We start from the raw sequence: 12,796 nt of genomic DNA, 5'->3' as shown, positions 1-12,796 counted from the left end.
CCGCACGCGTTCTTTTGCCAATGTCCGGGATCAAGGCGCCCTCCCTTCTGAAATCCGGTCCGGCTAGGAGTATGCTACGGCGCGTCAATTCAGCCGGATCCCTCCATCGCTATGCGCGGCAACCCCGACCCCAGGCAAGGCGCCATCGCCCTGCACGGGTTTTACTTCCTGTATTACGGCCTGCAGGGAGTCAGCATCCCCTTTCTGCCCCTGTGGTTCGCCAGCCGCGGACTGGATCCCGCCGTCATCGGCCTGATCGTCGCCACGTCCTTCCTGCCCAAGATCCTGTCCACGCCCGTGGTCGCCCACGTCGCCGACCAGACCGGCCGCGCCCATGCGCTGATTGCGGCGGCGCTGGCGGCGTCGCTGGCGCTGTTCGTCTGCTATCCGTTCAGCAGCGCGCCCGGCTTGCTGTTGGCCATCACGCTGCTGCTCAATGCCGTGTTCCCGGCGGTGCTGCCGCTGATGGACCGCATGGCCATCGCCAGCGGTCGGGGCCAGGGGAGTTCCTACACCGTCATGCGCGCCTGCGGCTCGCTGGGTTTTGCCGTGGTCACCCTGGCGGGCGGCTACCTGATCAAGACGTTCGACGCCGACTGGGTGATGTGGCTGTCCATCGTCCTCATCATCGCCTGCCTGGCCTGCGTGCGGCTGCTGCCTCGGGCGGCGCGCCCCGCTGCGGGCGAAGCGCCCGCGCCGGCGGTCCGCCTGCCCATGCTCGAAGTCCTGCGCGACCGCCCGCTGCTGATGTGCATCGCTGCGGCCTCGCTGGTCCAGGCCAGCAACGGCTTCCTCTATTCCTATTCCACGCTGTACTGGACCGCCAGCGGCCTGTCGACCGCGTTGATTTCCATGCTGTGGGTGGTAGGCGTTGCCAGCGAGGTCCTGTTCTTCTTCCTTGCTCCCCGCATCCTGGCCCGCACGGGCGCGCAATGGCTGATCCTGGCGTCCGCCGTCATGACCGCGATCCGCTGGGCCGGTCTGTCCGCCACCACCGATCCGGCGCTGATCGCGGGCCTGCAACTGCTGCAGTGCTTCACGCTGGCGGGCAATAACGCAGCGATCATGTGGTACATCACGCGCCACGTGCCCGCCGCCATCAAGACGTCGGCCATCGCGCTCTACGCGCTGCTGTCGGGAGGGGTCTTCATGTTCGCCAGCATCCAGCTGGGCGGCGCGTTGTACCGCAGCTATGCGCCGGGGGGATTTCTGGTGATGTCGCTGTGCGCGATCGGGGCGGCGCCTTTGGTGGTCTACGCCGAAAGGGTACGCAGAAAGTCGGTATAACCCGTCGCCGCCTGCGCCCAACGAAAAAAAGGCCTCGCAAGCGAGGCCTTTCCTGTCAGCAGCAACCGATCCGCTTCTTCCCGCCATAACGCGCGTCCTGGCGCTCGCGGAAGAATGCTTCGTAAGTCATCGGCTCCTGGTCAGGGTGCGTGCGCCGCATGTGCGCCACATACGTCTCGTAGTCCGGCACGCCGACCATCAGCCGGAGCGTCTGCCCCAGGTAGCGGCCGGCGGCGCCGGCCGCGGAACTCATGTTGGTGAACAGCATGCGTCGTCTCCCTGTTGCGCTCAGTCCGCGCCGGCGGCGGCCGGCAGCGTTTCGTACGGCATTTCGCGGGCGGTGGGCTTGTTCTCGTTGCGCGCGCGCTGCACCGAACGCAGGCCGAACACCACGATGCTCACCACCACGAAGATGAAGATCGCGCACAGGCCGGCGTTGATGTAGTCGTTGAAGACCACGCGCGACATTTCGCCCAGGGACTTGGCCGGAGCCAGGACCTTGCCTTCGGCGATGGCCGCGTTGTACTTGTCGGCATGGGCCAGGAAGCTCACGCGCGGGTCGGCGTGGAACAGCTTCTGCCAGCCGGCGGTCAGCGTGCATGCCAGCAGCCACAGGGTCGGAAGCACCGTGACCCAGGCGTAGCGGTCACGCTTCATCTTGAACAGCACCACGGTGCCCAGCGTCAGCGCAATCGCGGCCAGCATCTGGTTGGCGATGCCGAACAGCGGCCACAGCGTGTTGATGCCGCCCAGCGGATCGACCACGCCCTGATACAGGAAGTAGCCCCAGGCCGCCACGCACAGGCCGGTGGCAATCAGGTTGGCAGGCAGCGAGTCAGTGCGCTTGAGCGACGGGGCGAAGGTGCCCAGCAGGTCTTGCAGCATGAAACGGCCCGCACGGGTGCCGGCGTCGACAGCGGTCAGGATGAAGAGCGCTTCGAACAGGATGGCGAAGTGGTACCAGAAGGCCATCATGCCCGGGCCGCCGATGGCCTGGTGCAGGATGTGCGCCATGCCCACGGCCAGCGTCGGAGCGCCGCCGGCGCGCGAGATGATGGTGCTTTCGCCCACGTCCTTGGCGGTCTGGATCAGGTCCGCGGGCGTCACCACGAAGCCCCAGCTGGAGACCACCTGGGCCACCTGGTCGGGCGTGGTGCCGATCACGGCCGCCGGGCTGTTCATGGCGTAGTAGATGCCCGGCTCGATCACGCAAGCCGCCACCAGCGCCATGATGGCCACGAAGGATTCCATCAGCATGCCGCCGTAACCGATGTAGCGGGCCTGGGTTTCGTTCTCGATCAGCTTGGGCGTGGTGCCCGAGGAGATCAGGGCGTGGAAGCCCGACACCGCGCCGCAGGCGATGGTGATGAAGAGGAACGGGAACAGGTTGCCCGACCACACCGGGCCGGTGCCGTCGACGAACTGGGTCAGCGCGGGCATCTTCAGCTCGGGCGCGACCACGACGATGCCGATGGCCAGGCCGACGATGGTGCCGATCTTCAGGAAGGTCGACAGGTAGTCGCGCGGGGCCAGCAGCAGCCACACCGGCAGCACCGAAGCGATGAAGCCGTAGATGATGAGGATCCAGGTCAGGCCCTTGCCGTCGAAGTCGAACATGGGGCCGATCACCGGGTGCGCGGCCACGTCCTGGCCGAAGGTGATGGCGGCCATCAGGCCGACGAAGCCGATGATGGACACTTCGCCGATCTTGCCCGGGCGGATGTAGCGCAGGTACACGCCCATGAACAGCGCAATGGGAATGGTCGCGGCCACCGTGAAGGTGCCCCAGGGCGAATGCGTCAGCGCCTTGACCACGATCAGCGCCAGCACGGCCAGGATGATGACCATGATCATGAAGGCGCCGAACAGCGCGATCACGCCCGGGATCTTGCCCAGCTCGGACTTGACCAGGTCACCCAGCGAACGGCCGTCGCGGCGGGTCGAGATGAAGAGGATCGTGAAGTCCTGCACGGCGCCGGCGAACACCACGCCGGCCAGGATCCACAGCATGCCCGGCAGATAGCCCATCTGCGCGGCCAGCACCGGGCCCACCAGGGGGCCAGCGCCAGCGATGGCGGCGAAGTGGTGGCCGAACAGCACGTGCTTGTTGGTGGGCACGTAGTCCAGGCCGTCGTTGTGCTTCCAGGCCGGCGTCATGCGCGTCGGATCCAGCTGGAACACGTTCTTGGCGATGAAGCGGCTGTAATAACGGTATGCGATCAGATACACGCATACGGCGGCGATCACCACCCATAGCGCATTGATGGTCTCCCCTCTGGCCAGCGCCACGGTGCCCAGCGCGAACGCGCCCAGTACCGCAACCGCCAGCCAGACCAGGTGCTGACCCAGTCCCTTACTGCTGGTTTGCATAAGTGCTCCTCTAGCCTCCCGCCATGCTTTTGGCGTGAAACGCTTTTATCGTCCCGCGGAAGGCAGACTCATTGTTGTGGGGTGGCGGACGCGCGCGCGTCCACGCAGCGCCGTGTCGACGCGGACGCTAGTATTTCGTTTTGACTACGCAGCAACAAGCGCGAAACTACGCAATTCAGCTACGTGTTACTACGCAATGCGCCGCAGCATGATTTGGCGAAAACCGTAAAATCACGGCTGAAATTTCCCGATCCTGACTGCGGCAAGCAAAATGCTGCGCCGCAATATTTGCGTTCGCGCTGATACAAATCCTTCATGAAGCTGCGCCTGAAAATCCTGCTGCTCGCCGCGGTGCCCTTGCTGGTGGCCGTCGCCGCCATCACGGTGGCCGTCTACGTGCAGGGCCTGCAGCTGGCGCAGCGCGAAAAGCAGGTCGTGGAAAACGCCTGGCTGGCCAGCAAGGAAGGCGAGCTGCGCCACTACGTCAACCTGGCCTACAGCGCCATCGCCCCCCTGCAGGCGGCGGCCGACGATGACGCCACCCGCCAGCGCGCGCTGGACCTGCTGGCGCAAATGGAATTCGGCCACGACGGCTACTTTTTCGTCTACGACCTGAAGGGCAGGAACCTGATGCACCCCCGCCAGCCGGAGCTGGTTGGGCAGGACCTTTGGGAACTGCGCGACACCAAGGGCCAGCCCGTCATCCAGAATCTGCTGACCGCCGCCCGGCGCGGCGGCCAGGACGGCGAAGCGGTGCACTACCTTTGGGAAAAGCCGTCCACCCACCAGACCGAGGAAAAGCTGGGCTACGTGGTGGTGCTGGAGCGCTGGGGCTGGATGCTGGGCACCGGCATCTACCTGGACGACGTGCAGCAGGCGCTGGAGCGCATCGACGCCGCCGCCCAGGCCAATATCCGCAGCATGTTCGCCTGGGTGGCCGGGATTGCCGCCGTGTCCATCCTGGGCGTGGCGGCCTGCGGCCTGGCCTTGAACATCAGCGACCACCGCCAGTCCGACGCCAAGCTGCGGCTGATGGCGCGCCAGCTGGTGCGTTCGCAGGAAGACGAGCGCGCACGGCTCTCGCGCGAGCTGCATGACGGCATCAGCCAGGTGCTGGTGTCGATCAAGCTGTCGCTGGAAGCGGCGCGGGAACGGCTGCGGCAGACGCTGCCGGACGAGCCACGCGTCCTCGCTCATATCGACACCCCCTTGGGCGGCGCGCTGGACCGATTGAATACCGCCGTGGGCGAAGTCCGCCGCATTTCGCACAACCTGCGGCCGACGCTGCTGGACGACCTGGGCCTGCCGGCCGCACTCGAACATCTGGGCCGGGAATTCGCCATTCCCAGCCAGGATGGCGCCCCGCCTCTGGCCGTGCGCCTGCACACCGCCGGGCAGCCGGTGAAGCTGCCCGAGGCCTATGCCACCGCCCTGTTCCGGGTCACCCAGGAAGCCCTGACCAACGTCATCCGCCATGCCGGCGCCACCCGCGCCGACATGACGCTGGCTTATTCGCCACGCGACCTGCGCCTGACCATCGCCGACGACGGCCGCGGCTTCGACTATGCCGAGGTGCAGCAGGATCCGCGCCGCGGCATCGGCCTGCGCAATATGCGCGAACGCATGAACGCGCTGTCCGGCACGCTGACTTTCCGCTCCACTTCCCACGGCACGGTGCTGCAGGCCTGGCTGCCGCTGCCCGCCGCCCCTCTCCCCGCGAGTTCCGACGCATGAACCACAAGCCCGACGCCATCCGGCTGCTGCTGATCGACGACCACCCGCTGGTGCGGGACGGGCTGCGGCTGCGCCTGGAAACCGTGCCGCAACTGCGGGTCGTGGGCGAAGCCGGCAACGCCGCCGCCGCCCAGGCCTTCCTGGCCGCCTGCCTGGCCGAGGACCCGCAAGGAGGCACCTTGCCGCACCTGGCGCTGATGGACCTGAACATGCCCGGCGTGGGCGGGCTGGAATTGACCGCCCTGCTGCACGAGCGCTACCCGCAGATCGCGGTGCTGGTGCTGTCCATGCACGACAACCCCGAATACATGGTGCAGGCGGTCAAGGCCGGCGCGCGCGGCTATCTGCTGAAGGACGAACCGGCGCATGAGATCGTCACCGCCATCGACGCGGTCATGGCAGGCCGCAGCTATTTCAGCGCTGCGGTCGCGGTGCGCCTGTCGCAGGCCACGGCGCCAGCCACCATGCTGACGCAGCGCGAACGCGACGTGCTGCGCCACATCGCCAGCGGCGAGGCCAACAAGCAGATCGCGCAGGCGCTGGGATTGTCGGTGCGCACGGTGGAGACCCATCGCCTGAACATCAAGCGCAAGCTGGGCATAGACGGCCAGGCGGAACTGATCAAGTACGCCGTCGAGAACCGCGGGGTCTGACCCGGGCCTGGACCTGAGCCCGGCCTGATCGTTTTCCCGCGCTGCGGTAGACTTGCAGCACTACGCTACACAGTAAAGCGCCGCAACCAGCGCCGCCCCCAGGAGTCCCCGATGTCATTGGAAAAGAACTACACCGCCATTCTTCAAGAACTAGGGGAAGATCCGTCCCGCGAAGGGCTGGCCGATACGCCCGCCCGCGCCGCCAAGGCCATGCGCCACCTGTGCCGCGGCTACGGCCAGAACCTGGACGAAATCGTCAATGGCGCGCTGTTCACCTCCGACACGCGCGAGATCGTGCTGGTCAAGAACATCGAGCTGTACTCGCTCTGTGAACACCACATGCTGCCCTTCATCGGCAAGGCGCACGTGGCCTACCTGCCCAACGGCAAGGTGCTGGGTCTGTCCAAGGTCGCCCGCATCGTCGAAATGTACGCGCGCCGCCTGCAGATCCAGGAAAACCTCAGCCGCCAGGTGGCCGAGGCCGTGCAGTCGGTGACCGGCGCGGCCGGCGTGGCCGTGGTGATCGAGGCCCAGCACATGTGCATGATGATGCGCGGCGTGGAAAAGCAGAACTCGTCCATGGTCACCTCGGTCATGCTGGGCGAATTCCACGACAATCCGTCGACCCGGGCCGAGTTCCTGAGCCTCATCCGCTAGGCCGATCCCCCTCTCCCCCTTTTGGCGCATATCGCGGGCCGCCTCGCCGGCCGCACCCCGCCGCGCCGGCCGCGCCAGGACTGGCGTTGCCGGCGCGGCGGGCGGGCCCGGGCCTTTTTGGCTCCTACTGATTAGGGCATCTGGCCCTAGCGTTCTGGCTCCATCCGGGCAAACTGGCTCCAGCATGCCGGTCGCGCCGGAGCGCGGCCGTTCCCTCCCGGAGATCTCCATGAACGCGATATTCCGCCTCATCCGCCGCTGCACCCTGGCCGGCCTGGCCGCCGCGCTGTTGGCCGCTCCCGCCTATGCCCAGACCAAGCTGGTGGTCGGCTACCAGTTGATCGTGGGGCCATTCCTGACGGCCATCGCCGACGGCAGTTTCGACAAGGCCTTGAAGGACGCCGGCTACCAGGTGGACTGGCGCCAGTTCACCTCCGGCGGCGACATTTCCACCGCGCTGGCTTCCGGCAACGTGCCGGTCGGTGTGCTGGGCTCCACCGGCATCACCGCGGCCGCCACCCGCGGCGTCGACATGGAACTGTTCTGGATCCTGGACAACATCGGCAAATCCGAGGCGCTGGTGGCGCGCAACGGTTCCGGCATCAACAGCACGGCGGACCTGAAGGGCAAGCGCGTCGCCACGCCCTTCGTGTCCACCTCGCACTTCCATCTGCTGGTCGGGCTGGAACAGGTCTGGAAGATCAATCCGCGCGACGTGCGCATCTTGAACATGCAGCCGCCGCAGATCGTGGCCGCCTGGCAGCGCGGCGACATCGACGCGGCCTACGTCTGGCCGCCCGCCCTGACCGAGATCGCCAAGAGCGGCAAGATCATTGCAGACTCGGAACAGATCGGCAAAGCCAGCGTGCCAACCTTCGACGGCATCGTGGTCGATCGCGCCTGGGCCGCCAAGAATCCGAAGTTCATGGCCGCCTTCACCAGCGTTTTGGCCAAGTCCTATGCGGACTACCGCGCCAACAGCGCCAAGTGGACCGCCGATTCCCCGCAGGTCAAGAGCATCGTCAAGCTGATCGGCGGCAAGCCCGAGGACATGGTCGAAGCGCTCCAGCTGCTGGTCTTCCCGACCGTGCAGGAACAGGCCTCCAATGTCTGGCTGGGCGGCGGCAAGGAATCGGGCGCCGCGCGCGCCTTCGCGGCCAGCGCCCAATTCCTGAAGGACCAGAAGCAGATCGACCGCGCCCTGGCCGACTACAGCCCGCACGTCACCGACAAGTACGCCAAGGCGGCCGAGAAGTAAGGAGCGCTTGCGGCCAAGGCGGCCCGTCCGGCGCCGCCTGCCCAGCGCCACGCAGGGCTGCGCGCAGCCCGTCGCAACCAGGGGAGCCGGCATGACCATGCAGTCCTCGTCCGCCACGCATAGCCTGTGCGCGGAAAAAGTAAGCGTCACCTACCCCGGCCTGCACGAAAGCGGTCCGGTCATCGCGTTGCAGAACGTCAACCTGACCATCCAGCCTGGCGAGTTCGTCGTGGCGCTGGGCGCCTCGGGCTGCGGCAAGACCACCTTGCTCAGCCTGCTGGCCGGCTTCCTGTCGCCCACCGAGGGCGAGATCACGCTGGGCGGCCGGCCTATCGTGGGTCCCGGCGCCGACCGCGGCGTGGTGTTCCAGAAGCATGCCCTGCTGCCCTGGCTGAACGTGCTGGAGAACACCGAGTTCGGCCTGAAGCTGCAAGGCGTGGACAAGGAAACCCGCCGCGCCCGCGCGCGCCGCAATCTGGAGCTGGTGGGCCTGCAGGACTTCCACCGCCACATGATCTACCAGCTGTCCGGCGGCATGCAGCAGCGCGTGGGCATCGCGCGCGCGCTGACCTGCAACCCCGCCATGCTGCTGATGGACGAACCCATGGCGGCGCTGGACGCGCTGACGCGCGAGACCATCCAGGAGCTGCTGCTGGACATCTGGCGGCAGACCAACAAGATGTTCTTCTTCATCACGCACAGCGTCGAAGAAGCGCTGTTTCTGGGTTCGCGGCTGATCGTCATGTCGCCCCGCCCGGGCCGCATCACGCATACCTTCACGCCGGACTTCAACCGGCGCTACCTGGAGACCCGCGATGGCCGCAGCATCAAATCCAGTCCCGACTTCATCGCCATGCGCGAACAAGTCCTCGGCATCATCTATGGCGACGAGCGAGCCTCCTCCCCCCAAGGCTTCCATGGCTAGCAGCCGCCCGGGACACAAGCCCGCCGCGCCGGGCAAGGTCTACGGCGCGCCGGGCGCGGGCTACAGCGGCCACATCAGCCTGATCACCAGCCTGGCGCTCATCGGGCTGTGGTTCCTGGTGACCAGCGCCGGCTGGGTGCGGCCATTGTTCCTGCCCTCGCCCCTGGCGGTGTACGACAAGTTCGTCTCGGCCATGACCGACGGCGTGGCCAACTCCACGCTGACCGAACATGCGCTGGCCAGCCTGTCGCGGGTGTTCGGGGCCTTCTTCCTGGCCTGCGTGACCGCCATTCCCGTCGGCATCCTGATGGGCGTGAACCGGTACGCGCGCGGCATCTTCGATCCGCCCATCGAGTTCTACCGCCCGCTGCCGCCGCTGGCCTACCTGCCGCTCATCATCATCTGGTTCGGCATCGGCGAATTCCCCAAGGTCCTGCTGATCTACCTGGCGATCTTCGCGCCCATGGCGATCGCGGCGCGCGCCGGCGTGCGCTCGGTGTCGATCGAACAGATCCACGCGGCCTACGCCATGGGCGGCACGCCTGCGCAGGTGGTCTGGCACGTGATCCTGAAGGCCGCCATGCCGGAGATCTTCACGGGCATGCGCATCGGCATCGGCGTGGGCTGGACCACGCTGGTGGCCGCCGAAATGGTGGCCGCCGACCGCGGCCTGGGCTTCATGGTGCTGAACGCCGCCCAGTTCCTGGCCAGCGACACCGTCATCATGGGCATCATCGTGATCGGCGTGTTCGCCTTCGCCTTCGACCTGCTGGTCCGTTATCTGGAGAAGTTCGCCATTCCGTGGAAGGGACGGGTCTGAAACGCGCCCGGGCAATCCCTCATTTCGTCCCCCATCCGGCTCCTCTATCCTCAAGAGCGGCGCCTGCGCAGCGGCTACCGGCTGCGCGGCCTAGACAAGGAGCCGTCATGTCCAGCCAGGCCTCGATGCTCAAGCCTGTGTTGTGGGAGCGCCTGTTCGAACGCGAAAGCGCGCCCAACCTCAGCCTGCAGGGCTGCGTGCGCCAGATGCTGGTGTCCGCCATCCTCAGCGGCCACCTGCCGCCCGGCACGCCGGTGCCGTCCAGCCGGCATCTGGCCGACCAGCTGCGCATCGCGCGCAACACCGTCGTGTTCGCCTACCAGCAACTGGTGAGCGAGGGTTATCTGGTGTCGCGCGAACGCAGCGGCCACTTCGTCAGCGACACGGTCATGCGCGGCCATTCCGGGCCCGCTTCCGACGCCCCGCCCGCCGACGGCGGCGAGCCGGACGTGCGCTGGGACGAAAGGCTGCGCTTCCGCCCGTCCCGGCAACGCAACATCACCAAGCCGCGCGACTGGCAGAAGCAGCCCTATCCCTTTGTCTACGCCCAGTTCGACCAGGACCTGTTCCCCACCGCGGAATGGCGCGAATGCTGCATCAAGGCGCTGTCGGTGCTGGACATCCGCAGCTGGGCGCCGGACCTGATCACCCACGACGACCCCGCGCTGATCGAGCAGATCCGCACCCAGGTGCTGCCCCGGCGCGGCGTCTGGGCCGACGCCGAGGAAATCGTCATCACCGTGGGCGCGCAGCATGCGCTCTACCTGTTGGCCGACCTGCTGGTCAACGAGGACACCGTGGTCGGCATGGAAGACCCCGGCTATCCCGACGCCCGCAACATCTTCGCCAGCCACACGCGCAACCTGCTGCCGCTGCCGGTGGACGAACAAGGGCTATGCACCGGCACCCATCTGCTGGGCTGCGACTACCTCTTCGTCACGCCGGGCCACCAGTGCCCCACCACGGTCACGCTATCTCCGGAGCGCCGCCAGAACCTGCTGACGCTGGCGCGCCAGGCCGACAGCCTGATCATCGAGGACGACTTCGAAAGCGAAAGCCGCTGGGGCGAAGGCGCGATTCCCGCCTTGAAGAGCCTGGACCGCGACGGCCGCGTGATCTACGTGGGCAGCCTGGCCAAGTCCTTCGCGCCCGGCCTGCGCATCGGCTACATCGTGGCGCCGCGCGAACTCACCGCGGAACTGCGCGCCTTGCGCCGGCTCATGCTGCGCCACCCTTCGGCCTACATCCAGCGGGCGTTTTCGCTGTTCATTTCGCTGGGGCACCACCATTCGCTGCTGCGCAGGCAATCGCAGGCCTACCAGGAGCGCGGCACCGAACTGGCCCGCGCGCTGGCGCGGCACCTGCCCGATTTCAAGGTCATACCCATTACCGGATCCTCGTCCTGCTGGCTGCAAGGTCCGCCCTGGCTCAACGCCTGCGAGCTATCCGAGGCCGCGCTGGCCGAGGGCGTGGTGGTGGAACCCGGCGACGTCTTCTTCATGAACGGAGCCGACGCGCCGCGCAACTTCCTGCGGGTCGGCTTCACATCGATCCGGCCGGAACACATCGAGCCGGGGATTGCCCGGCTGGCCAAGGTGGTCGACCGCTACCGCGGCCGCGCCGCGGACGGCAAGCAGGCCCCGCAGGGCCCGGACTTGCACGCGCTAGAGCACTTCGTCTCTTAGGTAGTACCAGCGGTACAGCAGGCCCTGGCCCAGCCTGCGGAACGGCGCGAACATATGCCCCGGCAAGGGCGAGTCGTAGATCGGCAGGTCCCAGGCCACGCCGTCCTTGCCCATCATGCGTTGCGCCAGGCGCTTGCCCGCGTGGGCCGAGAACGCCACGCCATTGCCCCCGTAGCCGAAGGCGTAATAGACCGGCTGCGCCGGGTCGGGCTGGGTCACGCGCGGCATCATGTCGTGGCTCACGTCCACCCAGCCCCACCAGGAATAGTCCACGTCCACGCCCGCCAGCGTGGGGAACTTGCGCGCCAGCCCTTCCCGCAGCAGAGCCAGATGGCGCGGATGCTGCGCGTCGGCGCCGCGCAGCGCGCTGCGGCTGCCGATCTGCATGCGGCCGTCGGGCAGCAGGCGGTAATAGAAGCGCAGGGTTCGCGTGTCGGTGATGAACACCGTGCTTTTGAGGCCCGCTGCATCGCGTTCCGCCGGCGTCAGCACCCGCGTCACCAGCGAGTTCGACAGCACCGGCATGATGCGGTTGTCCAGCAAACGGTTGACGCCCTGCGCGGTATAGCCGCCAGTGGCGAACGCCACGCGCCGCGCGCGCACGTAGCCGCTGGGAGTCTGCAGCCGCACACCGCCATTCTCGGCGCGCCAGCCCAGCACCGGGCTGCCCGGATGGATGCGCACGCCCAGGGCCCGCGCCTGCCGCATATAGCCATAGGCGAGCTTCAACGGATGCACGCCCACGCCATCCGGCTCGTGCATCGCGCCCACCGCCTCGCGGTCGTACACGTAGCGTTCGCGCAATTCCTCCCGGTTCAACATCCGGGCGTCATAGCCGAACACCTCGCGCATCACGCGGGCTTCGTTTTCCAGGAACGCCATCTTCTTCTGGCGGTGCGCCGTGTACAGATGGCCGCCAGGTTGCGCGTCGCAATCCACCTGGGCCACCAGGCTCTTCCAATATTCGAAGCCTTCGCGGATCTCGGCGTCCAGGCGCTTGGCGGTCGCCAGGCCCCAGCGCGCTATCCATTGCGAACGGTACAGGCGTCCGGACGCATTCTGTCCCTGTCCGCCGTTGCGGCTGGTGCAGCCCCACACCGCGCGATTGGCCTCGAGCACCACGGCCTTCACGCCGAAGTCGCGCGCCAGCGTCAACGCCGCCGACAGCCCGGTAAAGCCCGAGCCCACGATCACCACGTCGGCGTCGATATCGCCGTTGACGGGGCCGTCATCCTCGGGCGGTTCGCCGGCGGTCGCGACCCAGTAGGTGGGCGCGTAGTCCTGCCCGCGGCCGGGCGGGGACACCAGCGGATCGTAGGCCGGGTTGTAGGCGCTGATCGCCGTCCGGCCAGCGGGGGCCGGACCTACAGGTTGGAAGGACATTTGAGTATCCATGCTGCGTTCCGG

The 12,796-nt window shown here is 67.2% G+C and carries 11 protein-coding genes; 8 read left to right on the top strand and 3 right to left on the bottom strand.

Annotated features, from left to right (window positions below; translation table 11 throughout):
* Positions 1–111: 111 nt before the first annotated feature.
* The gene (locus IB258_RS01680) at positions 112–1,287 is read left to right on the top strand and encodes an MFS transporter (RefSeq protein WP_192352027.1); all 1,176 of its coding nucleotides are present in this window, start codon (positions 112–114) and stop codon (positions 1,285–1,287) included.
* Between the two features lie 55 nt (positions 1,288–1,342).
* Here the strand turns inward: IB258_RS01680 and IB258_RS01675 are convergent, their stop codons facing one another.
* Positions 1,343–1,555, bottom strand: a complete 213-nt coding sequence (locus IB258_RS01675) for a YbdD/YjiX family protein (RefSeq protein ID WP_013393534.1) — start codon at positions 1,553–1,555, stop codon at positions 1,343–1,345.
* A 20-nt stretch (positions 1,556–1,575) separates the two neighbouring features.
* Complete coding sequence (locus IB258_RS01670) at positions 1,576–3,657, bottom strand: carbon starvation CstA family protein (RefSeq protein WP_054456802.1); 2,082 nt, start codon at positions 3,655–3,657, stop codon at positions 1,576–1,578.
* Between the two features lie 315 nt (positions 3,658–3,972).
* On the opposite strand from IB258_RS01670, the gene IB258_RS01665 reads away from it, so the two are divergent.
* The 7 genes from IB258_RS01665 (at position 3,973) to IB258_RS01635 (ending at position 11,389) form a co-directional block, all read left to right on the top strand.
* Positions 3,973–5,391 (top strand): cache domain-containing protein, encoded by a 1,419-nt coding sequence (locus IB258_RS01665; RefSeq protein WP_054456801.1) that lies wholly within the window; start codon positions 3,973–3,975, stop codon positions 5,389–5,391.
* Positions 5,388–6,044: a response regulator transcription factor gene (locus IB258_RS01660; protein ID WP_054456800.1), complete on the top strand. Its 657-nt coding sequence runs from the start codon at positions 5,388–5,390 to the stop codon at positions 6,042–6,044. Before IB258_RS01665 ends, IB258_RS01660 begins: the two co-directional genes overlap by 4 nt.
* Before the next feature lie 111 nt (positions 6,045–6,155).
* Entirely contained in the window at positions 6,156–6,701 is a 546-nt protein-coding gene (gene folE, locus IB258_RS01655) for a GTP cyclohydrolase I FolE (protein ID WP_119451110.1), read from the top strand.
* A 229-nt stretch (positions 6,702–6,930) separates the two neighbouring features.
* Positions 6,931–7,959, top strand: a complete 1,029-nt coding sequence (gene tauA / locus IB258_RS01650; RefSeq protein WP_119451109.1) for a taurine ABC transporter substrate-binding protein — start codon at positions 6,931–6,933, stop codon at positions 7,957–7,959.
* Positions 7,960–8,050: 91 nt separating this feature from the next.
* On the top strand, positions 8,051–8,884 hold the full coding sequence (locus IB258_RS01645; RefSeq protein ID WP_054456797.1) for a taurine ABC transporter ATP-binding protein: 834 nt from the start codon (positions 8,051–8,053) through the stop codon (positions 8,882–8,884).
* A complete protein-coding gene (locus IB258_RS01640) occupies positions 8,877–9,704 on the top strand; it encodes an ABC transporter permease subunit (protein ID WP_054456796.1) in 828 nt (275 codons plus the stop codon). Before IB258_RS01645 ends, IB258_RS01640 begins: the two co-directional genes overlap by 8 nt.
* A gap of 107 nt (positions 9,705–9,811) precedes the next feature.
* Positions 9,812–11,389: a PLP-dependent aminotransferase family protein gene (locus tag IB258_RS01635; protein WP_054456795.1), complete on the top strand. Its 1,578-nt coding sequence runs from the start codon at positions 9,812–9,814 to the stop codon at positions 11,387–11,389.
* On the opposite strand, the gene IB258_RS01630 is transcribed toward IB258_RS01635, so the two are convergent.
* Complete coding sequence (locus IB258_RS01630; protein ID WP_192352026.1) at positions 11,369–12,784, bottom strand: FAD-dependent oxidoreductase; 1,416 nt, start codon at positions 12,782–12,784, stop codon at positions 11,369–11,371. The two genes, IB258_RS01635 and IB258_RS01630, sit on opposite strands and share 21 nt — an antisense overlap.
* Between the last annotated feature and the right edge of the window lie 12 nt (positions 12,785–12,796).

Source organism: Achromobacter sp. ACM02, from assembly GCF_014851605.1.
GTDB classification, from domain to species: Bacteria; Pseudomonadota; Gammaproteobacteria; order Burkholderiales; family Burkholderiaceae_B; genus Achromobacter; species Achromobacter aegrifaciens.
This window is presented reverse-complemented; position numbering and strand designations above follow the sequence as displayed.

What these genes read in the sequence shown, in the direction of transcription:
- tauA (WP_119451109.1), top strand. Translation starts at nt 6,931, where the DNA reads ATGAACGCGATATTCCGCCTCATCCGCCGCTGCACCCTGGCCGGCCTG.
- IB258_RS01680 (WP_192352027.1), top strand. Translation starts at nt 112, where the DNA reads ATGCGCGGCAACCCCGACCCCAGGCAAGGCGCCATCGCCCTGCACGGG.
- IB258_RS01670 (WP_054456802.1), bottom strand. Translation starts at nt 3,657, where the DNA reads ATGCAAACCAGCAGTAAGGGACTGGGTCAGCACCTGGTCTGGCTGGCG.
- IB258_RS01635 (WP_054456795.1), top strand. Translation starts at nt 9,812, where the DNA reads ATGTCCAGCCAGGCCTCGATGCTCAAGCCTGTGTTGTGGGAGCGCCTG.
- IB258_RS01675 (WP_013393534.1), bottom strand. Translation starts at nt 1,555, where the DNA reads ATGCTGTTCACCAACATGAGTTCCGCGGCCGGCGCCGCCGGCCGCTAC.
- IB258_RS01645 (WP_054456797.1), top strand. Translation starts at nt 8,051, where the DNA reads ATGACCATGCAGTCCTCGTCCGCCACGCATAGCCTGTGCGCGGAAAAA.
- folE (WP_119451110.1), top strand. Translation starts at nt 6,156, where the DNA reads ATGTCATTGGAAAAGAACTACACCGCCATTCTTCAAGAACTAGGGGAA.
- IB258_RS01630 (WP_192352026.1), bottom strand. Translation starts at nt 12,784, where the DNA reads ATGGATACTCAAATGTCCTTCCAACCTGTAGGTCCGGCCCCCGCTGGC.
- IB258_RS01660 (WP_054456800.1), top strand. Translation starts at nt 5,388, where the DNA reads ATGAACCACAAGCCCGACGCCATCCGGCTGCTGCTGATCGACGACCAC.
- IB258_RS01640 (WP_054456796.1), top strand. Translation starts at nt 8,877, where the DNA reads ATGGCTAGCAGCCGCCCGGGACACAAGCCCGCCGCGCCGGGCAAGGTC.
- IB258_RS01665 (WP_054456801.1), top strand. Translation starts at nt 3,973, where the DNA reads ATGAAGCTGCGCCTGAAAATCCTGCTGCTCGCCGCGGTGCCCTTGCTG.